This window comes from Micromonospora sp. R77, from assembly GCF_022747945.1.
Classification (GTDB): Bacteria; Actinomycetota; Actinomycetes; order Mycobacteriales; family Micromonosporaceae; genus Micromonospora.
This window is the reverse complement of the sequence record NZ_JALDST010000001.1, coordinates 835,786-860,037: the sequence shown is the minus strand read 5'-3', so window position 1 is coordinate 860,037 and position 24,252 is coordinate 835,786. Positions and strand designations below refer to the sequence as shown.

Genomic DNA, 24,252 nt, shown 5'->3' with positions numbered 1-24,252 from the left:
CGTCCCGAACATGACGGATCATGAGGTCCTTCAGGACGATCCGCATCGCCGGGTCGTACGCGTGGGTGACACCGTGCGCCGTCCTCTGCACCCCTGGTCGCCGACCATCCATGAGCTGCTGCGGCATCTGGAGAGCGTGGGTTTCCCGTACGCTCCCCGGCTGCTCGGCATCGATGCCGAGGGTCGCGAGGTGCTCACCTACATCGAGGGTGAGTCCGGTGGTGCCGCGTGGGCGAAGGTCGTCGAGGACGCTGGCCTGGTGGCGATGGCACGTCTCCTGCGGGACTACCACGAGGCGGTGCGGGGCTTCCGTCCCACTGCGGAGGCCGGGTGGGCTGCCTGCGCCGGCACCATGGGTGCGGGCGAGTTGGTGTGTCACGGTGACTTCGGGCCGTGGAACCTGGTGTGGCGGGGCACCCAGCCCGTGGGCATCCTGGATTGGGACTACGCCTGGCCGGCCCCGCCCATTCACGATGTCGCCTACGCCTTGGAGTACGTGGCACCGTTCCGGGACGACAGCGCCTGCCTCCAGTCGTTGCGGTATTCCACCCCGCCGAACCGGCGGCAGCGGATCGAGCGATTCGCCGAGGCGTACGGGCTCGCGACGACCACCGGTCTCGTCGACGAGGTCATCGCCCAGCAGCGGGCCGTGTGGCAGCGGGCCGGGCGATTGGCGGCCGAAGGGCGGCAACCGCAGGCGGCATGGCAGGATTCCGGCGTCCTTGACGAGGTAGCTGCACGGATCCGTTGGAGCAGCAGCCATCGGCACCTCTTCGAGTGACCTACCCTCATGACCGACTGCGGGAGGTGCCTACGGGCGAAGCCGTGGGCCCGCACGGTGCGGCTGACAGTCCCGGACGACGATCAGCGATCGAGACTCGCCCCGTCGAGCGCGAGCATCGCCACCTCGTCGGCGCAGCCCCAGGCCAGCGTGACGCCCGCGCCCCCGTGCCCGTACGCGTGCACCAGCCGCCGCCCCGGCGCGTCCCCGGCCACCGCCTCGACCCGGGAGCCCGCCGTGCCGGGCCGGCCGCAGTCCGACCCGCTCGCCGCGCACCGGCGCGTCGGCCAGCTCCGGCACCAGCGCCACGCAGCGGGCCCGGATCGCCGCCGACACGCCCGGATCGGGTCGGGTGTCCCACTCGCCGGCCTCGAAGGTGCCGCCGAGCACCACGTCGTGCCGGCGCGGGTGCACGTAGGTGATGCCCGCCGGGTTCTCCTCGTCGCGGACCGAGGTGGTCAGGCCCGGGTTGGCGACCAGCACGAGCTGTCCGCGTACCGGGTGCACGGCCGGGTCGTCGGCGAGCCGGCCGGCGGCCAGGCCGGTGGCGTTGACCACCGTCCGGGCCAGCGCGAAGCCGTCGGTGAGCCGGGCCAGCCGGTCACGCAGCACCCGGCCACCGGCGCTGGTGAACCGGTCCCGCAGCCAGCCCAGGTAGGGCAGCATCTCCACGGTGGGCGCGGTGAACCGCAGCTCGGCCGCCCAGGGTGCCTCGCCGGGTCGGACGGTCAGGTCGCCGGTCGCCGCCGCCCACCACGGCGGGCCGTCCCACGGGCGGCGCAGCAGCATCCGGGTCGGTCGGGCCACCACCCCGGGCACGCCGGCCGCCGCCTGCCGGGTCAGCTCGGTGTGGGTGTCGGTGGCCCAGCGCAGCACCCGGGGGTCCGCCTCGGTGTGGGTGGGATACCAGACCGCGGCGGCCACCGCCGACACGGTCTCCGCCGGGTCGTCGGCGGCGAGCAGGTCGACCCGGGCACCCCGTTCCCGCAGCCGCACCGCCGCCGTCAGCCCGATGATTCCGCCCCCCACCACCAGCACGTCCGCTCGTCTGCGCATCGCCGGTCTCCCCACCTCCGGGGCCGCCCCGGAGCGGGCGGCCGGACTCCGAGCGTGTCGCCGCCGGGCGGCCGGCGTCCAAGACGGAATCCGTCGGTGGCGATAAGCCGGGCTTATGCTCGCCGCATGGCTGCGTCCGATCCCGGCCGGGACGACCTGCGCCGGTGGCGGTACTTCGTGGTGCTCGCCGAGGAACTGCACTTCACCCGCGCCGCCGCCCGGCTGCGGATCGCCCAACCGGCGCTCAGCCAGCAGATCCGGGCGCTGGAACGGCAGCTCGGGGTGCCGCTGCTGCACCGCGACAGCCACGGCTGCGCGCTGACCGGGGTGGGGGAGCAGGTCGCCGCCGAGGCCCGCCGGCTGCTCGCCGACGTGGACGCCGCCACCGCCCGGATCCGCGACCTGGTCGGTGGACGCGGGGGTCGGCTGCGGCTCGCGTACACCCGCTCGGCCCGGGGTGGTCGGGTCGACGCGCTGGTCGCCCGCTTCCGGGAGCGGCATCCGGAGGTGGAGCTGGTCGCCGAGACGGGCTGGACCGCGCCGAACGTCGCCGGGCTGCTCGCCGGCCGCCTGGACGTGGCCTTCGTCCGCCCGCCGGTGCCGGAGCCCGGCCTGACCTGCCGGACCGTCGACGCCGAGGAACTGCTGCTGGCGGTGCCGGCGGGGCACCCGCTCGCCGCCGGCCGGCGGCGGGTGCACCGGACCGAGGTGGTCGGCCTGCCCGCGGTGATGTGGCCCCGGGAGAACGGCCCCGGCATGTTCGACCGGACCATCGCCCAGGTCTGGCCCGACGGCGGGTTCCACCTGGTCCGGCAGGAGCCCGACGACGAGCAGTTGCTGCGCGCGGTGGCCGGTGGCGACGTGGTCGCGGCCGTGCCGGCCGGCCGCGCCCGCGCCCTGAAGGTGCCCGGGGTACGCCTGCGTCGCTTCACCGCCCCCGTCCCGACCGTCGACATCGCCCTGGCCTGGCGGCACGACACCACCAACCCGGCCGTACGCCGCCTCGTCGCCCTGCTCGACCCCGACTGACAGGTGCCCGCCGGTGCCGTTCCGTGTCAGGATCTCTGCGTCGGCCTGCTCTGGCCGGAGTGGACGACCGGGGGAGGGCGCGTGAGCGCGGCGCAGATCATCGCGAGGCTGGCGGCGGCGGCCCAGAAGCTGGACGAGGCGAAGGCCAAGACGGCCGCCGCCGCGCAGGACGCCGCCGAGGCGCGGGCACTGGTCGCCGGGGCCCTCGAAGGGGTCGCGGCGGGACCGCTGATCGGGGTGATCGACGGCTACCGGCAGGCGCTCAACCAGGCCGTGCAGGGCGGCGAACCCGCGAAGCAGCACGTCCAGGAGACCATCGCCAAGGTGCAGGCCCTGGGCAGTTGACCCGCCACCGACCCGCGCCGCGCCTGCTCGACCACGGCGTGGGCCGGCCGGGAGGGCCGACTCAGGCGGCGGTGGGTTGCCCGTCGGCCGAGCCCGGGCGGCCGGTCAGCACCTGCGGGCCGGCGGCCGTGATGGCGACGGTGTGTTCGGAGTGGGCGGTGCGGGAGCCGTCGGCGGAGCGGATCGTCCAGCCGTCCTCGTCCACCCGGATCTTGTCGGTGGTCCGGCAGAACCACGGCTCGATGGCGATGGTGAGGCCGGGGTGGAGTTTCATGCCCCGGCCGGTGCGCCCGGAGTTGGACACGTGCGGGTCCTCGTGCATGGTGCGGCCGATGCCGTGGCCGCCGAACTCGGCGTTGACGCCGTAGCCGTAGGAGTGGGCGACCTCGCCGATCGCGGCGGAGATGTCGCCGAGCCGGCCGCCGGGCTGGGCGGCGGCGATGGCGGCGGCCAGGGCGACCTCGGTGGCCTCGATCAGCTTCAGGTCGGCCGGGTCGGGGGTGCCGACGACGACCGACAGTGCGGAGTCGGCGACCCAGCCGTCGATGCCGACCGCCATGTCGATGCTGAGCAGATCACCGTCGCGCAGCACGTAGTCGTGCGGCAGGCCGTGCAGCACCGCGTCGTTGACCGACAGGCAGAGCACGTTGCGGAACGGGCCGCGGCCGAACGACGGGGCGTAGTCCCAGTAGCAGGATTCGGCGCCACGCTCGGCGATCCGGCGGCGGGCGTGATGTTCCAGGTCCATCAGGTTGACGCCGACGGCGGCGACCCCGGTCAGCTCGGCGAGCAGTTCACCGACGAACCGGCCGGCCACCGCCATCCGGTCGATCTCCTCGGTGGACTTCAGTTCGATCATGACAGCCTCCCTCTCCGATGCGGTATTTTTATACCACGTCCGCCGAGCGGCGCCGACGGGCTATCCTGCTGGCATGGTGCGCCAACCACTCACCCCCGCGCAGATCGCCGCAGGTCAGCGCCTCGGCGTCGCCCTCCGCGCCGCGCGGGCCGGCCGCAGCCTCACCGAGGTGGCCCTGGCGGCCGGCATCTCCCCGGAGACGCTGCGCAAGATCGAGGCGGGCCGGCTGCCCGCACCGGCGTTCGGCACCGTGGTCTGCCTCAGTCAGGCCCTCGGCGTGCCCCTCGGCGACCTGGCCGACGTCTGGCTGGCCGACCGGCCCGTCCGCCAGGCGTCCTGACGACCGCCCCGTCCGCCTGGCGTCCTGCGACCGGCCGGGCGCGCACGCGTCCTGACGAACGGCCCGCACGCCAGGCGTCCTGACGGCCGCCCGGGCGCATGCCGGGCAGTCCGCCTGCCGATCCGTACCGGCCTGCCGGGGTGAGGTCCGGGGCCGCCGACGGCATGCCCCCTGCGGCCCGCGCGGCGAGACGGTTATCCGACAGTCCGCCCCGCACCAGCGGATCTGCCTCCGGCAAACCGGCCACGGGCCGGAACGCACTGGCGTGATCCATTCGCTGACGGTAATGTCCCCCGACGTCGAATTCGGTGAACCGGAGTTCGACCCCCGTTCCCTGCGCACGTTCTCCGACGGTCGGCACCGCCGCCCGTCCGATTCGCCGTGCCCGTGCACCGTGCCGTCCACCGCCGGGCGGCGACCGAGCCGAGGAGCCCTCCGTGAGCGATCCGCACCCCGATCCGCAGGTGCGACCGGCGGTCGAGGAACCGCAGCCCGGACCCGGCCCGGCCGCCGATCCGGACGCCCACGTCGGCGACCCGCCGCACCACGGCAGCCGCACCGGCTTCGCGGACCGTCCCCCCGGCTATCCGAACGCCTGGGTGTGGCTGCGCGCCGGCATCCTGCGGGACTGGCGGGGCGTGCTGGGCGCGTTCGTGGCCACCTGGTTCTACCTGCCGGTCGCGCTGCTCGCGGCGGTCTGGGGCGGGCTCCTCCTGGGCGGCACCGGCCTCTTCCTCGGCGGCACCCGGCTCAGCGACGCCGTCCCGCCCGAGCTGCGCGACGCGCCCCTGGTCGGCGCGCTGCTCGACGCCTTCCTGAACCGGTCCGGCGGTCTCGTCGGCGGCTTCCTCTTCTTCGTCGCGGGCTTCCTGGGCGGCATCCTGGCCGTGCTCGTGCTGCCCTGGCGGGACGCCTTCGACGAACCGGCCAACCTGCTGACCGGCCTCGCCGGAGTGGTCGCCGCCGCCGTGCTGACCGGCGTGCTCTACACCCTCTACCGGGTGCTGCTGGAGCCCCGGCTGCTCGCCGTCTCCGGGGCGCGCCGGCTCAGCCGCCGCGAGGCCGAGCGGCTCCGGCCGATCCTGCACGAGTGCGCGCGCCGCCTCGGCCTGCCGGGCGTGCCCCGGCTGCTCATCGAGGACGACCCGGTGCTGACCAACGCCCGCGCGTACGCCCGGCACGTGGTGGTCACCACCAGCCTGCTCACCGAGTCCGACGAGGACGTCGCCGCGCTGCTCAGCCACGAGCTGGTGCACTGGCGCACCGGGGACGAGGTGACCAGCGCCTTCGTCCGGGGCGTCGCGCTGCCGCTGGTGCTGGTGCACGCGGTGCCCACCTGGCTGATGCGGACCTTCCCGCACCCGGCCACCAACTTCGTGGTGTTCGTCGTATTCTGGCCGGTGCTGCTCACCATGAAGTACGTGGTGCTGCCGCTGCACTCCCGGGACGTCCGCGCCGCCGAGTACCGCGCCGACGCCGGTGCCGTACTCGCCGGGCACACCCGGGGCATGCGGGACATGCTGGAGCGGCGCAAGTCGTTCGAGAGCGGTCGCAGCGGCTGGGACGAGGCGGTCTGCGCCACCCACCCCCCGTCGGAGCTGCGGCTGGACCGGCTGGACCGGCTGGCCGCCGCCCCGGACCCGGTGCACGCCGACGACCGGGCCCACGCCGACGACCCGGCCGACGCCGGTGAGCCGGTCGCCCCGGTCACCGCCGCGCAGCTGTTCGGCCCGCCCGGCGGGCTCGGCACCCCGCGGTCCTGGCTGGTGGCGGGCGTGGTGATGCTGGTCTGCTGCGTCGGCACCGGGGTGCTCGGGGTGGCGCAGTGGGCGCTGTTCCGCCCCGGGGCGGTGGTCGACAGCTACTTCGAGGCGCTCGCCGACCACGACGCGCGGGCCGCGCTGGAACAGCTCACCCCGGGTGCCCGGGCGGCGGCCGGGGCGGACGACCTGCTCGCCCGGATGGTCGAGGCGAAGGGCTACCAGCCACCCACCGACGTGGACGTGCGGTCGATCGACCGCACCGGCGACAAGGCCGTCGCCAAGGTCTCCTTCCAGCTGGCCGGCCGGCGGCTCGATGCCGAGCTGCCGCTGGAACGCCAGGAGTCGGCGACCCTCGGGCTGTTCCACGAGTGGCGCATCGTCGCCGGGCCCGCGACGTTCCAGCTCCCCGACGGGCAGCCCGGTCTGACCGTCAACGGGGTTGCGGTGCCGGCCGGCGGGGACGCGGGCGTCAGCGTGCCGCTGCTGCCCGGGGCGTACACGGTGGACGGTCGGCGCAACGCGCTCAGCGAGACGCCGGCGCAGCCGGTGGTGGTCGTACCCGGGCAGGAGAGCGTGGGGAGCGCGGAGCTGGTCCCGACGCTCACGCCGGACGCCCGGCGGACCGCGGAGGAGAGCGTGCGGCGCTACCTGGACGGCTGCGCCGCGAAGCGGGTCGCCGCGCCGGAGGGCTGCCCGTTCCGCTACTACAACGGCAGCACGGTGAAGAAGATCGCCTGGAAGATCACCGAGTACCCGACGATCGAGCTGACCCTGACCGGGCCCACCACGGCCCGGGTGGCGACGCCCTACGACGCCCAGGGGTCGGCCCGGGCGACCGGCACCACCACCGACTACTTCGGTGGCAGCACGCCGTTCACCGACGACGAGACCTTCGGCGTCAGCGGGGTGCTGTCGGTGGTCGACGGCACGCTGACCTTCCTGCCCGGCGACGAGTGAGTGGAGAACCGAGTGACCGATCCGTCCCCCGGCCGGCCCGTCCGGCTGGTGCTGACCCCCCGCGTCACCCGACCGGTCCAGGTCGGGCTGCTGCCCTGGCTGCACCGACGGCCGGAGTTCCGGGCCACGGTGCGGGACCCGGCCGCCACCGGCGGTCGCCCCGGCTTCAGCGACGCGGTGATCATCGCGGTGGTGGCGCAGGGCCTGCTGCCCGGACTGTTCAACCTGGTGCAGAGCTGGGTGGATCAGCAGCGTACCGAGGTGAGCATCCGGGTGCAGAGCGCCGACGGCGAGGTGGAACTCCAGGTCAACGGCCGGACCGATCCGGCGGCGCTGCTGGCGCAGGCCACCCGGGCGCTGCGCGAGGCGGGCGGGAACGGGGCCGACGGGGCGGCCTGAGTCGCAGGTCAGCGCGGGGGTCGGGCGGGGACGCGCCCGGCCCCGCGCCGTCCGCCCGGTATGCCGGAAGACGCATACCGCGCGACTTCTTGTTACCCGCGCGTAACTTTTCATTGACGGGTGTGAAACGCACCACGCATGATCGTGCCACCGATCGATCGGATCCCCCACCCGCCCCGTCCCGGGCCCCCCGGGTACCTCCCACCGGAGGTGCAGCCATGCTGCTCCGAACGATCCTCGCCGCCACCGGCGTCGTCGCCGCCCTGCTCGTACCGGCCACCGCCGCCCAGGCCGCCGACCGCACCGCCGACCGCACCGCCACCAGCACCGCCGCCCCGCCCGACGCCGCCGCCACCGCCGACACGGCACTCGCCGCCGCCGCGGACGCCAACCCCGTCATCGTCGTCGGCGGCCTGATCGGCGTCTCCATCGCCTACGAGCCGATCGCCGCCCGGCTGCGCGCCGACGGCTACCGGGTCTGGATCTACCAACTGCCCAACCTCGGCTTCGGCGACATCCGCGAGTCCGCCAAGGCGCTGTCGTCCTACGTGGACCAGGTCCGGGCCAGCACCGGCGCGGCCAAGGTGGACCTGGTCACCCACTCCGAGGGCGGCCTCGTCTCCCGCTGGTACGTCAAGTTCCTCGGCGGCGGGGCCAAGGTCGACCACTACCTCAGCCTCGGCAGCCCGCAGTACGGCACCTACGTCGCCAACATCCTCAAGTTCGTCGGCCTGGGCAGCTGCGCCGGCATCCCCGCCTGCCAGCAGATGTCCATCGGGTCCAGCTTCCTCGGCGACCTGAACGGCGGCGACGACACCCCCGGAACGGTGCGCTGGAGCACCATCCGGACCTGGCAGGACGAGCTGGTCCGCCCGGTCGACAACGCGGTCCTCGCCGACGGCGCGACCAACGTGCTCATCCAGGCGTGGTGCCCGCTGCGGGTCGTCGGCCACCTCGGCCTCGTCCTCGACGGCACCACCTACTCGGCGGTCCGGCAGGTGCTCGCCGACGCCACCGTCCGCCCCAACTGCTTCGCCGTCTAGACCACGCACCGACGGCCGGCCACCCCACCGGGGGCGGCCGGCCGTCCGGCGTACGCGAGGTCAGGCGGCCTTGGCGAGGGCCTCGAACTCGTCGTCGGTGAGCTGCACCTCGGCGGCGGCCACGTTCTCCTCCAGGTGCGCCACCGAGGACGTACCCGGGATGGGCAGCATGACCGGCGACCGGCGCAACAGCCAGGCCAGCGCGAGCTGCGCGGGCGTCGCGCCGTGGTCGGTGGAGATCGCGTCCAGCGGGCCGCCCGGCTTCGCCAGGTTGCCGGTGGCGATCGGGAACCACGGGATGAACGCCAGGTCGTCGCGGGCGCAGTAGTCGAGCACGTCCTCGGCGCTGCGGTCGGCCAGGTTGTAGAGGTTCTGCACCGAGACGATCGGGGTGATCTTCCGGGCCGCCTCGATCTGCTCCACCGTCACCTCGGACAGCCCGATGTGTCGGATCTTGCCCTCCTGCTTGAGCAGGGCCAGCTCACCGAGCTGGTCCGCCAGCGGCACCTGCTCGTCGATCCGGTGCAGCTGATAGAGCCCGATGGCCTCCAGGCCCAGGTGACGCAGGCTCAGCTCGCACTGCTGGCGCAGGTATTCCGGGCGGCCCACCGGCCGCCAGTCGCCCGGGCCCGAGCGGGTCAGCCCGGCCTTCGTCGCGATGACCAGGTCGTCGGCGTACGGGTGCAGCGCCTCCTTGATCAGCATCTCGGAGACGAACGGCCCGTACGAGTCGGCGGTGTCGATGAACGTGACGCCCAGCTCGTACGCCCGGCGCAGCACCCGGACGGCCTCCGCCGGATCCTTCGGGTCGCCCCAGACCCCGGGCCCGGTGAGCTGCATCGCCCCGTAACCCAGCCGGTCGACCTGCAGGTCGCCGCCGATCCGGTACGTACCCGACGCCTTCGCGGGCTGGGTGCTGCTGGCACTGGTCGCCATGGCGGTCCTCCTGTGCGTCGTCGTCTGCGGCAAATCTAGCCACCGACCCGCTGCATTTCCCCCGGATCGCCGCCTTCAACGTCGCCGACGGCGATTGTGCGTGCGGACACGCTCAGCCGACGTGCCGGAGCACCACCAGCGCCTGGTCGTCCTCGGAACCGGACAGGTCACGCAGCAGCGCGTCGGCGATCGCCTCCACCGGCTCGTCGCGCACCCCGACCAGCGCCCGGTGCAGCGCCGCCACCCCTTCGTCGTAGTAGCGGTCGCGCCGCTCCACCAGCCCGTCCGTGTACGCCACCAGCAGGTCGCCCGGGCCGAACGGGACCGTGGCGATCGTCATCGGCTCCTGCACCATGCCCAGCGGCATCGCGTTGACCGTGCTGACCGGCTCCGGCGCCCCGCCCCGGCGCAGCAGCACCGGATGCGGGTGACCGGCCCGGGCGACGTGCGCCACGCCGGCCGCCGGATCGACCACCAGCACCAGGCAGGTGCCCAGGAAGCCGAAACCGAGCAGCTCGGTCAGCCGGACGAAGACCTCCTCCAGCGGTACGCCCAGCCGGATCAGCGTGTTCAGCATGGTGCGCAGCTGCGCCATGTCGGCCGCCGCCTCCACCCGGTGCCCGACCACGTCGCCGAGCACCACGGCGAGCCGGTCGTCGCCGAGCCCGACCAGGTCGTACCAGTCGCCGCCCAGGTGCAGGCCGCTCATCGCCGGCTGGTAGCGGGTGGCCAACTCCAGCCCACTCGGCGTGGTCAGGGTCGAGCTGCGCAGCCGCCCGGCCAGCCGGGTCACCAGGTTGTGCTCGGCGGCGGCCAGCCGGACCCGCTCCAGGGTCTGCTCGCACAGATCGGCGATGGTGTCCAGCAGCGCCAGGTCGCCCTCGCGCAACGGCCGCTCCCGCCACCAGCCGAAGCCCAGCGCGGCGATCGGCCGCCGCTGCGCGTCGAACAACGGCAGCGCCACCGTGGTCACCAGGCCGTGCCCGCCCACCGGGTCGGGCAGGCCGGGGAACCGCTCGGCGAACTCGCCCCGGTTCCGCAGGATCACCCGCTCACCGGCCCGCAGCGCGTACGCCACCGGCCGCGGGTCGTCGACGGTCAGGTCCGCGAAGGTGGCGGCCAGCCCGGCGGGCACCTCGTCGTTGTACCAGAGCCGGATCCGGCGACCCTCGTCGTGCATCGCCAGGCCGGGCAGCGCGGCGCCGAGCGCCACCGGCGCGGCGGTCAGGATGACGTCGATCGCCTCCACCGTGGACCGGGCCACGCTCAGCCGGGCCGCGAAGTCGGCCATCGCCTGCGCCGACCCGGTCAGCTCGGCCCGCTGCAACGCCTGGCTGCACAGCCCGGCCACCGCGTCCAGCAGGTTGCGCAACGCCTCGTTGTCGGTCACCGGCCGGTCCCAGCGCACCTCCAGGGCGCCGAGCGCGCCCCCGTCGCCGTACCGCAGCGGCAGGCAGACGCCACTGGTGCCGTCCGCCTCGGCGAGCGGCAGCACCGCGTTGTCCCGGACCGCCCGGGCCAGCGGCTCGTCGGCGTCCACCAGCAGCTCACCGGGGGGCGCGTACCCGCCGGCCACCTCCAGCACGGTCCCCCCCGGCGGAGCGATCGCCACCCGCAGCAGGGCGGCGTCGACCACCGCCGGCGCGAGCGTGGTCACCGCGTCGACGATGGCCGACCGGCCGCGCGCCGAGCTGAGCCCACCGGCCAACCGGGCCAGCGCCTCCGCCTGCCGCAGTGTCCGCTGTCGTTCGCTGATGTCCCGGGCCACGGTCGCCACGAAGGCGGTGGTCTCCCGGTCCTCGCCGGTGGTCACCGTGAACGTCTGGTGGTCCACCTCCACCTGCTCGCCGGTGTCCAGCCGGACCAGCCGGCTCTCCGCCCGGTGGTGGCCCCGGGTCAGTGCGGCCGGGATCAGCTCGTTGCGCCACACCTGGCGGGCGTCCGGGGCGGCGAAGTCGACCAGCGCCAGCCCGTCCACGCCGCCGGACCCGTCGAGCCCGACCAGCGCCCGCCCGGCCGGGTTGACGTAGACCGCCCGGCCGTCGGGGGCGGCCACCGCGATGAAGTCGCCGGAGCGCTCCACCAGGGCCTGGAAGAGCCGCAGCTCGGCCTGGGTGGCGCGCTCGGTGGTGAGGTCCGTCGCGTACGCCAGCCAGCGCAGTGGCTCCCGCTCCAGGGCCACCACGCCGATCTGCACCGGCACCCGGCGCCCGTCGACGTGCCGGTACTCCTTGGCGTAGGACCGCGCCCGGCCGGTCTCCGCCAACTCGACCAGCGCCCGCCGGTCCGGCTCCTCCCAACCCGGGGGAGTGAGCCCCGGCCAGGTCAACCGCCCCCGCGCCAGGTCCTCGCCGGTGTAGCCGAGCATCGCCAGGAACGCCTCGTTCGCCTCGGTGATCCGCTCACCGACACCGCCGAAGACGGCGAGGACGTCGGTGGCGGCGAGCTGTTCGAACCGGGCCCGTTCCGTGCCGAGCGCCTCCAGCAGGCGGGTGCGTTCGGTGACGTCGACGACGGTGAAACCGAGCCCCGCCAGCTCGTCGGTGTCGGCGATCCGGATCGGGAAGTAACTGGCGACCAGGTGCTGGCGGCCGGTCGCCGGAGGCTCCGCCTCGACGGTGAACTCCACCCCGACGATCGGCCCGTGCGCCAGCGCGCGGCGCGGCAGCTCCTCCATCCGCGGCTCGTAGAACGGCAGGCACTCGCTCGGCCGCCGGCCGATGTGGTCGGCGGCGGGCAGCCGGTTGATCGCCGCCATCGCCGGGTTCACCTGCAGGTAGCGCAGCTCGGTGTCGACCAGCCCGAACCCGACCGGGGCGCTGTCCAGCAGGGCCTGGCTGACCGCCGCCGTACGCCGGGCCGACTCCTCCGCGCGCTGCTGCTCGACCCGGGCGGTGGCCTCCGCCCGCCAGGCCCGTTCCCGCTCGGTGGCCTCGCGGACCGCGTCGCGCAGCCCCTCCACCGTCGCGTCCTGGAGCCCGACCGTCTCCACCCGTTGCAGCGCCTGGCTGCCGGCCGCGACGAGCAGCCCGCCGAGCATCCGCTCGTCCGCGGGGACCGGCCGAGGGGCGAGGAACTGTACCCAGTACACCCATTCCCGGTTGGCGGTGCGAAGCCGGCCACCGATCCCCGGCACCTCCGCGTCCGGGGCCGGCCCGTCCGGCTCCGCGCCGGTCAGCCGGGCCGCCACCGCCGGGTCCAGCCCGGCTACCCGGCCGGTGCCGGCGTACGCCGCCCCGGTGTCGTCCCGCCGGGCCAGCCAGGCCGTCCCGTCGAACGCCCGGCCGAGGGCGTCCGCGGTCAGCGTGAGGACCGCCGCCTCGTCGGTCGCCCCGCCCAGCCGGTCGACCAGGGCGGCGGCGGCCCGGTGCCGCTGCGTCACCTCGTGCTCGGCGGTCACGTCCCGGACCGTGCCGACCAGCAGCACCCGGTCGTTCTCCGGATCCGGCACCTCGGTGGCGGACACCGACACCCAGTACAGCCGGCCGTCCGGGTGCTGGAACGGCACCTCGTAGCCGCCGACGTGCTCGTCGAGCAGGTGCACCAGGGCCCGGTCGAGCAGCGCCCGCTCCTGCGGGTACGCGGCGGGGTCGGGCCACCACGGGTACGGCGGCCGGTAGGGGGCACCGGCCTGGCCGTACCCGGTGAGCCGTTCGAACGTCCCGTCGACCTGGAAGATCACCCCGTCGGGGTCGGCCACCCAGACCCCGTCGGAGATCGACTCCACCACCTGGGCGGCCAGTTCGCCCTGGCGCAGCCGGGCCCGGGCCCGGTCCAGGTTGGCCCGCACCCGGGCCAGCAGCTCGTCCGCCGAGAAGGGCTTGACCAGGTAGTCGTCCGCGCCGGCCGTGAGCCCCTCCACGGCCGCCTCCGGGCCGGCCCGGGCCGACAGCAGCACCACCGGCAGGTGGGCGGTGCGCGGGTCGGCGCGCACCCCGGCGAGCAGGCCGAAGCCGTCCAGGCGCGGCATCATCACGTCCGCCAGCACCAGGTCGGGCAGCTCGGCGGCGAGCGACGCCAGGGCGGCCCGCCCGTCGGCGACGGCCCGGACCCGGAAGTGCGGGGCGAGCAGTTCCGAGACGTACGACCGCAGGTCCGCGTTGTCGTCGACGACCAGCACCAGCGGCGCGTCGCGCGGGCCGGTCATCTCGCCGGCGCCGGCCGGGCCGGACAGCTCCGCGGCGAGCGTCGCGGCGGTCGTCGGCGCAGCGGTCGTCGGTGCCCCGGCCGTCCCGTCGGCTGCCTCGCCGTACGGGATCCGGACGGTGAAGGTGCTGCCCGCCCCCTCGGCGCTCGCCGCGTCGATCTCCCCACCGTGCAGGGTGACCAGCTCGCGGACCAGCGCCAGCCCGATCCCGGTGCCCTCGGCGGAGCGCCCGGCCGGGCGGGCGACCCGGCGGAACCGCTGGAAGAGCTGGGGCACCTCGTCGGCGGGGATGCCCACTCCGGTGTCGGAGACGGTGAGCCGCACCCGCCCGTCCTCGTCGGCCAACGCCAGCCGGATCGTCCCGGCGACCGTCGCCTTGAGGGCGTTGGAGAGCAGGTTGAGGACGATCTTCTCCCACATCAGCCGGTCCAGGTACGCCGGCCGGGGCAGCCGGTCGCACGCCACCTCGAAGCCGACGCCGGCCCGTTCGGCGGCCGGGGCGAAGGCGGCGGCCAGGTCCCGGGTGAACCGGCTCAGGTCCACCGCGACCCGGTCCGGCGACAGCCGACCCGCCTCGATCCGGCTGAAGTCCAGCACGCTGTCGACCAGCCGGCGCAGCCGGGCCGCGTTGCGGTCCACCAGCTCCAGCCGGCGGCGCAGCGTCGCCGGCAGCGGCTGGGCCGGGTCGGTGAGCGCGTCGCGTACCGGCCCGGCGATCAGGGTGAGCGGGGTACGCAGCTCGTGGCTGACGTTGGCGAAGAAGGCGGACTTCGCGGCGTCCAGCTCGGCCAGCGCCTCCGCCCGCCGGTGCTCCGCCTGGTAGGCCGTCGCGCCGGCCAGCGCGGTGCCGATGTGCCCGGCCAGCAGCTCCACGAAGGAGCGGTAGTCGGCGTCGACCGGACGGCGCGGATTCAGGCCGACGACGAGCACCGAGGTGGGGGCGGCGCCACCGGGCTCCGGCACGGGCACCAGCGCCACCATCGGCGTGCCCGGACGCTCCGGGTCGGCGCTCGGGTCGAACGGCAGCAACCGGGTCTCCCCGCCGGCCAGCGCCTCGGCCAGCGGCCAGGACTCCTCGACCCCGGCCGGTGCGACGTCCCCGTTCCCGGCGACCTGCCGCAACCCGGCGGCCTCGACGACGAACAGCCGGACGAACGGCACGTCCGGATGATCGCCGATGATCTTCACGGCCCGCCGGCCCACCTCGTCCGGCTCGGCGGAATCGGCCAGCCCGGCCGCGAGGGCGCCGAGCAGCCGCAGCCGCCGGTCGCCGACGACCCGGTCGGTGGTCTCGGTGACCGCCGTGAACACCCCGCCCGGCGTGCCCGACTCGTCGACGATCGGGCTGTAGGAGAAGGTGAAGTAGCACTCCTCGAGGAAGCCGTTCCGGTCGAGCAGCAGCAACTGGTCCTGGTTCCAGGTGGCGCCCCGCCCGGCCAGCACGTCGACCAGCATCGGCCCGATGACGTCCCACACCTCCGGCCACACCTGCGCGCCGGCGCGGCCCAGGGCGTTCCGTTTCGACGCCCCCAGGATCGGCAGGTAGGCGTCGTTGTAGAGCATCACCAGCTCGTCGCCCCACCACAACAGGATCGGGAAGCGCGAGTGCAGGGCGATCGCCACCGCCGTACGCAGGCTCGGCGGCCACTCCTGCACCGGGCCGAGCGGGGTGGTCGACCAGTCGTGGGCGGCGATCGCCGCGCCCATCTCCCCGCCGGTCGCGAAGACCGCCTGCCACCGGGTGCCGTCCGGTGGAGTCCCGGCGGACGGGGTCGTGCTCACGCTCGGACCTCCGCTCGCCGTCCTTCTCCTCACCAACCGGAAAGTACCAGCGTCGAGCCGGCCCGGCCCGTGTCGATCTTGGCGGTCGCCGACCGGCCCAGACGAACGGCGCAGCAGGTCGAAGACCGGAACGGCACCGGGGGATAGTTGCGCGGAGCAGCCGGTGCGCCGCCACGGGCCGTGCGACGCTGGGCGTACGTGGGGAGGGGGCACCATGACGGGCACGCCGCAGGTCGACTTCGCGCTCGACACGTACGAGTGCATCGTGCTCTATCCCGGGCCGTCCGGTCGGGCCCTGCCCGAGGAGACGGTGCAGCGGCTCCAGGCCGAACACCTCCACCACATGCAGGCGCTCCAGCGGCGCGGCGTCATCCTGATCGACGGCTCGGTCGACGGCCCGGCCCGCGAGCCCGACCCACCCATCGGGTTCGGGCTGGCCCGTACCGGCTCGGTGGACGACGTACGCAGCGTGATGGAGGCCGACCCGGCCGTGCAGGCCGGGCTCTACCGGGTCGACGTGCTGACCTTCCTCTGCCCGGCCGGCTCGCTGGAGTTCCCGCTCGCCAAGACGCAGAGCTGACCCGGTCCACGCCGCACCCCGCCGGCCGGCAGTCCCGCCCCCGGTCGATCGACGCGACGCATGGTCCGCGGGAGCACTCCGGCGCGTCTGGAGACCGGGCGGTACGATTTCCGCCGCGCGGTCGCCGATGCCCGCCACACACGACGTTCCGGTGCGGTTCCGTCCGCCCGCTGCGCGGTCATCGCGCGTCGTTGGACAATTGTTCCGCAGTCCGAAAGGGGTCGACCGCCAGGCCGACCCGGAGGAGAGACTAGCCTGATGGGCGTGACACGCCGCGCGAAGATCGTCTGCACTCTTGGTCCCGCCACCTCGTCGCCGGAGCGCATCCGGGGGCTCGTCGAGGCGGGTATGAACGTGGCGAGGCTCAACTTCAGCCACGGCAGCCACGAAGATCACGAGTCGGTCTACCGGCTGGTCCGCGAGGCGGCCGACACGGCCGGCCACCCGGTCGCCATCCTGGCCGACCTGCAGGGCCCCAAGATCCGGCTCGGGAAGTTCGCCGACGGTCCGCACGAGTGGCGCACCGGCGACTCCGTGGTGATCACCAGCGACGAGATCCTCGGCACCAAGGACCGCGTCTCCTGCACCTACCGCAAGCTGCCGCAGGAGGTGAAGCCGGGTGACCGGCTGCTGATCGACGACGGCCGGGTCGCCGTCGAGGTCAGCGACGTCACCGGCAACGACATCCGCTGCCTGGTCACCGAGGGCGGTCCGGTCTCCAACAACAAGGGCGTCTCGCTGCCCAACGTGGCGGTCAGCGTCCCGGCGATGTCCGACAAGGACGCCGAGGACCTGCGCTTCGCCCTCGGCCTGGGCGTCGACCTGATCGCGCTCTCCTTCGTCCGCTCGGCCGAGGACATCAAGCTCGTCCACGCGATCATGGACGAGGAGGGCGTCCGCCGGCCGGTGCTGGCCAAGGTCGAGAAGCCCGAGGCGGTCGACCACCTCGAGGCGATCGTGCTCGCCTTCGACGGCGTCATGGTCGCCCGGGGCGACCTCGGCGTGGAGCTGCCGCTCGACCAGGTGCCGCTGGTGCAGAAGCGTGCCGTGCAGCTGTGCCGGGAGAACGCCAAGCCGGTCATCGTGGCCACCCAGATGCTCGACTCCATGATCGAGAACTCCCGGCCGACCCGCGCCGAGGCGTCCGACGTGGCCAACGCGGTGCTCGACGGCGCGGACGCGGTGATGCTCTCCGGCGAGACCAGCGTCGGCAAGTACCCGGTGCTCACCGTCAGCACCATGGCGAAGATCATCACCACCACCGAGGCGGGTTCGATCGGCGTGCCGCGGCTGCAGCACGACCCGCGTACGCACGGCGGCGCCCTCACCGTCGCGGCCTCCTCGATCGCCCGGGCCATCGGCGCGAAGGCCATGGTCGCCTTCTCGCAGACCGGCGACACCGTCAAGCGGCTCGCCCGGCTGCACTGCGACCTGCCGCTGCTGGCCTTCACCCCGGTCCCCGAGGTGCGCAACCAGCTCGCCCTCTGCTGGGGCGTGGAGACCTTCCTGATGCCGTTCGTCGAGCACACCGACGACATGTTCCGCCAGGTCGACCAGGCGCTGCTCGGCCTCAACCGGGCCAACCCCGGCGACTACGTGGTCATCGTCGCCGGCAGCCCGCCCGGCACCCCCGGCTCCACCAACACCCTGCGGGTGCACCAGCTCGGCTCGCTGGTCGACGCGGCCTCCGCCCGGGCCTTGCAGTGAGCGCGAGGAGCGAGCCGGTTCTGCGAGCCCCGCAGTCGCGAACGGAGACGGTGCAGTGACGGACGGCGGGGTGGCCACGGGCCAGGCCGCGGTGGACCAGCTCCTGGAGGTGCTCGACCTGGAGCACACCGGCGAGATGACCTTCCGGGGGATGAGTCCCCCGGTCGGTCCGCAGCGGGTGTACGGCGGCCAGGTCGCCGGTCAGGCGCTGGTCGCCGCCGGCCGCACCGTCGACCCGGAGCGCTTCGTGCACTCGTTGCACGGCTACTTCGTCCGCCCCGGCGACCCCGCCGAGCCGATCGCCTACGAGGTGGAGAACGTCCGGGACGGCCGGTCGTTCTCGGTGCGCCGTTCGGTGGCGCTCCAGCACGGCAAGCCGATCTTCTTCATGTCGGCGTCCTTCCAGCGGTACGAGGAAGGGCTGGACCACCAGGCCCCCAGCCCGCCGGACGTGCCCGGGCCGGAGGGCGTGCCGACCATGACCGACCGGCTGGCCCGCTATCCGGAGCGGTTGGGCATCTGGGGCCAGATCCCGCGCCCGATCGACGTCCGCTACGTCGGCGAGCCCGGCTGGGTACGCCCCGGCGACCGGCCCGCCGAGCCGCAGCAGCGGGTCTGGATGCGGATCGACGGCAAGCTCCCCGACGACCAGCTGCTGCACGCCTGCGCCCTCACGTACGCCTCGGACCTGACCCTGCTCGACTCGGTGCTGTCGGTGCACGGCGAGGTGTGGGGGCCCGGGGGAGTGGTGGGGGCGAGCCTCGACCACGCCCTGTGGTTCCACCGGCCGTTCCGGGCCGACGAGTGGTTCCTCTACGACTGCTGGAGCCCGTCGGCGTCCGGCGGGCGGGGACTGGCCGCCGGCCGGATGTTCACCGCCGACGGCCGGCACATCGCCAGCGCCGTCCAGGAGGGGCTGCTGCGCCGGGTGGAGGACTGACCGGCGGGTCGGGCGTTCCGTGGCCGTTCGGCTGAGGGTCGGCGACCTGGCCGGCCGATCAGCGGGCTAACCTGACCGGCATGCGTCTCTCCGCCCGGGTCGACTACGCGCTCCGCGCGGCCGCCGAACTGGCCTCGGTCACCGACGGGGGAGCGACCGGGCGCAGCCGGCCGGTCACCGCCGAGCAGATCGCCCGGGCCCAGGACATCCCGCCGAAGTTCCTGGAGAGCATCCTGCTCCAGCTGCGTCGGGGTGGCATCGTGCACGCCCAGCGCGGCCCGGAGGGCGGCTACTGGCTGGCCCGACCGGCCGGGGAGATCTCCCTGGCCGAGGTCATCCGGGTGATCGACGGGCCGTTGGCGCACGTCCGCGGCCAGCGGCCGGAGCAGCTCGGTTACCAGGGCGCCGCGCGCGCCCTGCAGGACGTCTGGATCGCGCTGCGGGCCAGTGAACGGGAGATCCTGGAGCTGGTCACCATCGGCGACGTGGCGGGCGGCGAGTTGCCCGCCCGGGTCAACGAGCTGGCCGCCGACCCGCGCGCCTGGAGCTGACCGCCCGCTCTAGCGCGGCCGCCCTGCCTCGCCCGGCCTTCCGACGCCGGCCCTTCCGTCGCGCGGTCCGCGCCGTCCGGCGCGTCCCACTAGCCGATAGGGGACTTGACCGGAGCGGCTCCCGTACCGCATTGTCGACCAAGTTGATAGGAGATGCCGAAAAGACAGGGGGCGCTCGTGCGCAAGCTGCTGATCCTCGCTCTGGTCGGGCTCGCCGCGCAGCTGGTCGACGGCGCGCTGGGCATGGCGTACGGGCTGACCTCGTCCACCCTGCTGCTCTTCGCCGGGGTGGCGCCGGCCGCCGCCTCCGCCTCGGTGCACCTGGCGGAGATCGGCACCACGCTCGCCGCCGGGGTCTCGCACTGGCGGTTCGGCAACGTCGACTGGCGGGTGGTCGGCCGGATCGCCGTACCGGGCGCGATCGGCGCTTTCGCCGGGGCCACCTTCCTCAGCTCGATCTCCACCGAGTCGGCCGCCCCGTGGATGGCGGCGATCCTGTTCACCCTCGGCGCGTACCTGCTGGTGCGCTTCTCCCGGCCGCTGCGGGCCAACCGCGCGGCCGGCCCGCTGCGGGCGCGGTTCCTCGGCCCGCTCGGCCTGGTCGCCGGCTTCGTCGACGCCACCGGCGGCGGCGGATGGGGTCCGGTCGCCACCCCGGCGCTGCTGGTCTCCGGCCGGATGGAGCCCCGCAAGGTGATCGGTTCGGTGGACACCGCCGAGTTCGTGGTGGCCGGCGCGGCCAGCATCGGCTTCCTGATCGGCCTCGGCTCCGAGGGCTTCCTGCTGCCGACCGTCGCGGCGCTGCTGATCGGTGGCCTGGTGGCCGCGCCGATCGCCGCCTGGCTGGTGCGGATCGTCCCCGCCCAACTGCTCGGCGCCACCATCGGTGGCGTGATCGTGCTGAGCAACGCCCGTACCCTGCTGCGCGCCGGTGAGGTCGGCGGTGCGGTGCCCGCCGTCGTCTACGGGCTGCTCGCCGCCGGCTGGGTGGTCGCGATCGTGCTGGCGGTGCGGGCGCTGCGTCGTACCCGCCGGGCCCGGGCCCTCGCGGAGGCCGCGCTGCTCGCCACCGCCGACACCGCGACGCCGCCGGCCGGGCCGGAGCAGACCCGGCCGCTGGCCGCAGCCGTCGAGGGCTGACCGGCCCCGGTCAGCGGGTGAGTAGGTCGTCGGCGGCCGCGGCGAGCAGGTCCCAGGCCTCGTCCACGTGCTTCTCGGTGGACAGCGGGGAGCCGACCGCGAGGCGGAGCGCGTACCGGCCCTCGATCCGGGTGTGCGTCAGGTGCACCCGGCCGCTGGCGTTGACCCGCCGCAGCAGTTCGGCGTTCACCTCGTCGCCCGCCCGCAGCCGGAAACAGACCAGCGAGAACGGGTGCGCGGCGGTCAGCTCGAACCGGTCGTCGGCCTCGACCCGGGCGGCGAAGCGGTCGGCCAGGGACACCCCGGAGCGGATGTGCGCCCGCAGGCCCTCCACGCCGTACCAGCGCAGCACGAACCAGAGCTTGAGCGCCCGGAACCGTCGACCCAGCGGCACCTGCCAGTCCCGGTAGTCGATCACCGCACCGGAGTCGCTGGCGGCGTTGCGCAGGTATTCCGGCAGCACGGTCAGTGCCTCGATCAGTTCGCCGGAGTCGGCCACCCAGAACGCGTCGCAGTCGAAGCCGGTGAGCAGCCACTTGTGCGGGTCGAAGCAGTACGAGTCGGCGTGCTCCAGTCCTTCGTGCGTCCAGCGCAGCTCCGGGCAGACCGCGGCCGACCCGGCGTACGCGGCGTCGACGTGCAGCCAGATCCCGTACTCGGCGCAGATCGCACCGATCTCCGGCAGCGGGTCGATGGCGGTGGTGGAGGTGGTGCCGATGGTGGCCACCACGATGGCCGGCACCACACCGGCGGCCCGGTCGGCCTCGATCGCCGCGCGCAGCGCCTCGGGACGCATCGCCTGGGTCTGCGGGTCCACCTCGACCGGGCGGACCCCGTCCGCGCCGAGCCCGGCGATCCGGGCCGCCTTCTCGATCGACGAGTGGCCCTGGGTCGAGGTGTAGGCACGGTAGCGCCGGTCCACCCCGGACTCCCGCCACCGGCCTCCGCTGGCCCGGTGCAGCGCCACCAGCGTCGCCACCAGCGTCGCCGAGGACGCCGAATCCTGGATCACCCCACCGCCGCGACCGGTGGACCGGAACCGCTGCGGCAGGTCCAGCAGCTCCGCCAGCCAGTCCAGCAGCACCGTCTCCAGCTCGGTGCAGGCCGGACCGGTGGCCCAGAGCATGCCCTGCACCCCGAGGCCGGCGCTGACCAGGTCACCCAGCACACTCGGGCCGGAGGTGTTCGCCGGGAAATAGCCGAAGAAACCCGGGTGCTGCCAGTGGGTCAGCCCCGGCGCGATCACCCGGTCCAGGTCGGCCAGCACCGCCTCGACCGGCTCGCCGTGCGGGGTGGGCCCGGCCGGCAGGGCGGCGGCCACCGCGCCGGGCGGGTCCTGCGACGTCACCGGGCGCTGCCCGAGCGTCGTCCAGTAGTCCGCGATCCAGTCGACCACCGCGTAACCGGCCCGCCGGAACTGCTCGGGATCCATGTGCTCAGCCATGCCCCGAGTCGATCAGGTGGCCCGGCGCGGATCAACGCCGGGGCTGGTTGTGCTCCGGGAAAACGTTGTCCTACGATCGGCGGGCGCGGAGCCTAATCATGGACGTCGATCACATCGCAGCGTGACGAGGAGCTCCGTCGGCCCAGGGCAGGTCGACGGCTCGGCCCGTCGCGCGTCCGACCTCCCCGGAGGCCAGCCCGTGCATTCCACCCCCATGCGCCGCCGTACCGTGCTGCTCGGCGCGGCAGCAGCTGCCACCCTCGTGGCCGGCGCCCTCACCACCGTCACCGCCAGCGCGGCCGCCGCCGGCTGCCGCGTCGACTACCGGATCACCAACTCCTGGGCCGGCGGCTTCGGCGCCGACGTCACCGTCACCAACCTCGGCGACCCGGTCAACGGCTGGACCCTCGGCTGGTCGTGGACCGCCGGCCAGCAGGTCACCCAGGCGTGGAACGCCACGGTCACCCAGTCCGGCGCCCAGGTCACCGCCCGCGACGCCGGCTACAACGCGACCATCGGCACCGGCGGCACCGCCAACTTCGGCTTCAACGCCGGCTGGAACGACGTCAGCAACCCCGCCCCGGCGAGCTTCACCCTCAACGGCACCGCCTGCACCGGGACGACCACCCCCACCAGCACCCCACCCACCTCCACCGGCCCGACGCCGACCCCGACCGGCACCACCCCGCCCGCCGGCGCGAAGCAGCTGGAGAAGCTCGACCGGGGCCTGATCAGCGTCCGCTCCGGCACCGGGAACCTGGTCTCCTGGCGGCTGCTCGGCACCGAGACCAGCGGCGTGTCCTTCAACCTCTACCGCGGCTCCACCAAGGTCAACGGCAGTCCGATCACCGGGGCCACCAGCTACCTCGACAGCGGCGCGGCGGCCGGCTCGGCGTACACCGTGCGGGCCGTGGTGAACGGCGCGGAGCAGGCGGCGTCCGCCCCCGCGCTCCAGTTCGCGAACGGCTACCTGGACGTGCCGATCCAGGCCCCGCCCGGCGGCACCACCCCCAGCGGGGAGGCCTACACCTACTCGGCCAACGATGCCAGCGTCGGCGACCTCGACGGTGACGGCCGCTACGAGTTCGTGCTCAAGTGGGACCCGTCCAACAGCAAGGACAACTCGCAGTCCGGCTACACCGGCAACGTCTACGTCGACGCGTACACCCTCACCGGCACCCGGCTGTGGCGCATCGACCTGGGCCGCAACATCCGCGCGGGCGCCCACTACACCCAGTTCCAGGTGTACGACTACGACGGTGACGGCGACGCCGAGGTGGCCATGAAGACCGCCGACGGCACCCGCTCCGGCACCGGCCAGGTGATCGGCTCGTCGTCGGCCGACTACCGCAACTCCAGCGGCTACGTGCTCTCCGGCCCGGAGTTCCTGACCATGTTCGACGGCCGCACCGGCGCCGCCGTCTCCACCGTCACCTACGACCCGCCGCGCGGCACCGTCTCCTCCTGGGGCGACTCGTACGGCAACCGGGTCGACCGGTTCCTCGCCGGCACCGCCTACCTCGACGGGCAGCGCCCCTCACTGATCATGGCGCGCGGCTACTACACCCGCGCGGTCGTCGCCGCCTGGGACTTCCGCAACGGCACCCTCACCAAGCGCTGGACCTTCGACTCCAACACCAGCGGCAACGGCGCCGCCGCGGGCCAGGGCAACCACCAGCTCTCCGTCGCCGACGTCGACAACGACGGCCGCCAGGAGATCGTGTACGGGGCCGCCACCATCGACGACAACGGCACGCTGCGCTACTCCACCGGCAACGGGCACGGCGACGCGCTGCACGTCGGCGACCTCGACCCGTCCCGCGCCGGGCTGGAGGTCTTCAAGGTCGACGAGGACGGCAGCAAGCCCAGCTCGTGGATGTCCGACGCCCGCACCGGGCAGCTGCTCTGGCAGACCGCGCCGAACGGCGACAACGGCCGGGGCGTCTCCGACGACGTCTGGGCCGGCAGCCCTGGCGCCGAGTCCTGGTCCTCCGCGGTGGACGGGCTGCGCAACACCCGGGGCGAGAACATCGGGCGCAAGCCGTCGTCGGCGAACTTCCTCGCCTGGTGGGACGGCGACCCGGTCCGGGAACTGCTCGACGGCACGAAGATCGACAAGTACGGCACCGCCGGCGAGACGCGGCTGCTCACCGGCAGCGGCGTGTCCGCCAACAACGGCACCAAGTCCACCCCGGCGCTCTCCGGCGACATCCTCGGCGACTGGCGGGAGGAAGTGGTCTGGCGCACCGGCGACAGCTCCGCGCTGCGGATCTACAGCACGCCCACGCCGACCACACTGCGCCTCCCGACGCTGATGCACGACCCGCAGTACCGGGTCTCGATCGCCTGGCAGAACACCGCGTACAACCAGCCGCCGCACGCCGGCTTCTTCCTCGGCGACGGAATGGCCACCCCGCCCGCCCCGCACATCTACCTGCGCTGACCGGCCCGGA

At 74.2% G+C, this 24,252-nt stretch carries 18 protein-coding genes; 13 read left to right on the top strand and 5 right to left on the bottom strand.

What is annotated here, in order from left to right:
- Window positions 1-10 precede the first annotated feature (10 nt).
- Entirely contained in the window at window positions 11-781 is a 771-nt protein-coding gene (locus tag MRQ36_RS03685; RefSeq protein ID WP_242792769.1) for an aminoglycoside phosphotransferase family protein, read from the top strand.
- 30 nt (window positions 782-811) lie between these two features.
- On the opposite strand, the gene MRQ36_RS03680 is transcribed toward MRQ36_RS03685, so the two are convergent.
- Window positions 812-1,837 (bottom strand): FAD-dependent oxidoreductase, encoded by a 1,026-nt coding sequence (locus tag MRQ36_RS03680; RefSeq protein WP_242792766.1) that lies wholly within the window; start codon window positions 1,835-1,837, stop codon window positions 812-814.
- A 126-nt stretch (window positions 1,838-1,963) separates the two neighbouring features.
- On the opposite strand from MRQ36_RS03680, the gene MRQ36_RS03675 reads away from it, so the two are divergent.
- The gene (locus MRQ36_RS03675; protein WP_242792764.1) at window positions 1,964-2,866 is read left to right on the top strand and encodes a LysR family transcriptional regulator; all 903 of its coding nucleotides are present in this window, start codon (window positions 1,964-1,966) and stop codon (window positions 2,864-2,866) included.
- Window positions 2,867-2,947: 81 nt separating this feature from the next.
- Window positions 2,948-3,211 (top strand): DUF6244 family protein, encoded by a 264-nt coding sequence (locus tag MRQ36_RS03670; protein WP_242792762.1) that lies wholly within the window; start codon window positions 2,948-2,950, stop codon window positions 3,209-3,211.
- A gap of 61 nt (window positions 3,212-3,272) precedes the next feature.
- On the opposite strand, the gene map is transcribed toward MRQ36_RS03670, so the two are convergent.
- Window positions 3,273-4,070: a type I methionyl aminopeptidase gene (gene map, locus MRQ36_RS03665; RefSeq protein WP_242792760.1), complete on the bottom strand. Its 798-nt coding sequence runs from the start codon at window positions 4,068-4,070 to the stop codon at window positions 3,273-3,275.
- 73 nt (window positions 4,071-4,143) lie between these two features.
- Between map and MRQ36_RS03660 the strand changes: the two genes are divergently transcribed.
- From MRQ36_RS03660 to MRQ36_RS03645, 4 genes are all read left to right on the top strand, one after another.
- The gene (locus MRQ36_RS03660) at window positions 4,144-4,410 is read left to right on the top strand and encodes a helix-turn-helix domain-containing protein (protein WP_242792758.1); all 267 of its coding nucleotides are present in this window, start codon (window positions 4,144-4,146) and stop codon (window positions 4,408-4,410) included.
- 437 nt (window positions 4,411-4,847) lie between these two features.
- A complete protein-coding gene (locus MRQ36_RS03655; protein WP_242792756.1) occupies window positions 4,848-7,130 on the top strand; it encodes a M48 family metalloprotease in 2,283 nt (760 codons plus the stop codon).
- A gap of 12 nt (window positions 7,131-7,142) precedes the next feature.
- Window positions 7,143-7,529 carry a hypothetical protein gene (locus MRQ36_RS03650; RefSeq protein WP_242792753.1) on the top strand — a complete coding sequence of 129 codons (387 nt, stop codon included), beginning with the start codon at window positions 7,143-7,145 and terminating at the stop codon, window positions 7,527-7,529.
- A 218-nt stretch (window positions 7,530-7,747) separates the two neighbouring features.
- Window positions 7,748-8,572: a triacylglycerol lipase gene (locus MRQ36_RS03645; protein ID WP_242792751.1), complete on the top strand. Its 825-nt coding sequence runs from the start codon at window positions 7,748-7,750 to the stop codon at window positions 8,570-8,572.
- Between the two features lie 60 nt (window positions 8,573-8,632).
- On the opposite strand, the gene MRQ36_RS03640 is transcribed toward MRQ36_RS03645, so the two are convergent.
- Both MRQ36_RS03640 and MRQ36_RS03635 read right to left on the bottom strand, forming a co-directional pair.
- The gene (locus MRQ36_RS03640; RefSeq protein ID WP_242792749.1) at window positions 8,633-9,508 is read right to left on the bottom strand and encodes an aldo/keto reductase; all 876 of its coding nucleotides are present in this window, start codon (window positions 9,506-9,508) and stop codon (window positions 8,633-8,635) included.
- Window positions 9,509-9,620: 112 nt separating this feature from the next.
- Entirely contained in the window at window positions 9,621-15,437 is a 5,817-nt protein-coding gene (locus MRQ36_RS03635; RefSeq protein ID WP_242792747.1) for a PAS domain S-box protein, read from the bottom strand.
- Window positions 15,438-15,651: 214 nt separating this feature from the next.
- On the opposite strand from MRQ36_RS03635, the gene MRQ36_RS03630 reads away from it, so the two are divergent.
- From MRQ36_RS03630 to MRQ36_RS03610, 5 genes are all read left to right on the top strand, one after another.
- Window positions 15,652-16,017 (top strand): YciI family protein, encoded by a 366-nt coding sequence (locus MRQ36_RS03630; RefSeq protein ID WP_242792746.1) that lies wholly within the window; start codon window positions 15,652-15,654, stop codon window positions 16,015-16,017.
- Between the two features lie 258 nt (window positions 16,018-16,275).
- Window positions 16,276-17,724 carry a pyruvate kinase gene (pyk, locus tag MRQ36_RS03625; RefSeq protein ID WP_242792745.1) on the top strand — a complete coding sequence of 483 codons (1,449 nt, stop codon included), beginning with the start codon at window positions 16,276-16,278 and terminating at the stop codon, window positions 17,722-17,724.
- A gap of 55 nt (window positions 17,725-17,779) precedes the next feature.
- A complete protein-coding gene (locus MRQ36_RS03620; protein WP_242792744.1) occupies window positions 17,780-18,664 on the top strand; it encodes an acyl-CoA thioesterase II in 885 nt (294 codons plus the stop codon).
- A gap of 80 nt (window positions 18,665-18,744) precedes the next feature.
- The gene (locus MRQ36_RS03615; RefSeq protein ID WP_242792743.1) at window positions 18,745-19,215 is read left to right on the top strand and encodes an Rrf2 family transcriptional regulator; all 471 of its coding nucleotides are present in this window, start codon (window positions 18,745-18,747) and stop codon (window positions 19,213-19,215) included.
- Between the two features lie 177 nt (window positions 19,216-19,392).
- Window positions 19,393-20,355, top strand: a complete 963-nt coding sequence (locus tag MRQ36_RS03610) for a sulfite exporter TauE/SafE family protein (protein WP_242800810.1) — start codon at window positions 19,393-19,395, stop codon at window positions 20,353-20,355.
- A gap of 10 nt (window positions 20,356-20,365) precedes the next feature.
- Here the strand turns inward: MRQ36_RS03610 and MRQ36_RS03605 are convergent, their stop codons facing one another.
- The gene (locus MRQ36_RS03605) at window positions 20,366-21,799 is read right to left on the bottom strand and encodes a pyridoxal-dependent decarboxylase (RefSeq protein ID WP_242792742.1); all 1,434 of its coding nucleotides are present in this window, start codon (window positions 21,797-21,799) and stop codon (window positions 20,366-20,368) included.
- 214 nt (window positions 21,800-22,013) lie between these two features.
- Between MRQ36_RS03605 and MRQ36_RS03600 the strand changes: the two genes are divergently transcribed.
- The gene (locus MRQ36_RS03600) at window positions 22,014-24,242 is read left to right on the top strand and encodes a cellulose binding domain-containing protein (RefSeq protein WP_242800809.1); all 2,229 of its coding nucleotides are present in this window, start codon (window positions 22,014-22,016) and stop codon (window positions 24,240-24,242) included.
- Window positions 24,243-24,252: the final 10 nt, after the last annotated feature.

Bases quoted from the DNA above. Each gene is read 5' to 3' on its own strand.
- MRQ36_RS03685 (WP_242792769.1), top strand. From the start codon at position 11: ATGACGGATCATGAGGTCCTTCAGGACGATCCGCATCGCCGGGTCGTA.
- MRQ36_RS03680 (WP_242792766.1), bottom strand. From the start codon at position 1,837: ATGCGCAGACGAGCGGACGTGCTGGTGGTGGGGGGCGGAATCATCGGG.
- MRQ36_RS03675 (WP_242792764.1), top strand. From the start codon at position 1,964: ATGGCTGCGTCCGATCCCGGCCGGGACGACCTGCGCCGGTGGCGGTAC.
- map (WP_242792760.1), bottom strand. From the start codon at position 4,070: ATGATCGAACTGAAGTCCACCGAGGAGATCGACCGGATGGCGGTGGCC.
- MRQ36_RS03660 (WP_242792758.1), top strand. From the start codon at position 4,144: ATGGTGCGCCAACCACTCACCCCCGCGCAGATCGCCGCAGGTCAGCGC.
- MRQ36_RS03645 (WP_242792751.1), top strand. From the start codon at position 7,748: ATGCTGCTCCGAACGATCCTCGCCGCCACCGGCGTCGTCGCCGCCCTG.
- MRQ36_RS03640 (WP_242792749.1), bottom strand. From the start codon at position 9,508: ATGGCGACCAGTGCCAGCAGCACCCAGCCCGCGAAGGCGTCGGGTACG.
- MRQ36_RS03630 (WP_242792746.1), top strand. From the start codon at position 15,652: ATGACGGGCACGCCGCAGGTCGACTTCGCGCTCGACACGTACGAGTGC.
- pyk (WP_242792745.1), top strand. From the start codon at position 16,276: ATGGGCGTGACACGCCGCGCGAAGATCGTCTGCACTCTTGGTCCCGCC.
- MRQ36_RS03615 (WP_242792743.1), top strand. From the start codon at position 18,745: ATGCGTCTCTCCGCCCGGGTCGACTACGCGCTCCGCGCGGCCGCCGAA.
- MRQ36_RS03605 (WP_242792742.1), bottom strand. From the start codon at position 21,799: ATGGCTGAGCACATGGATCCCGAGCAGTTCCGGCGGGCCGGTTACGCG.
- MRQ36_RS03600 (WP_242800809.1), top strand. From the start codon at position 22,014: ATGCGCCGCCGTACCGTGCTGCTCGGCGCGGCAGCAGCTGCCACCCTC.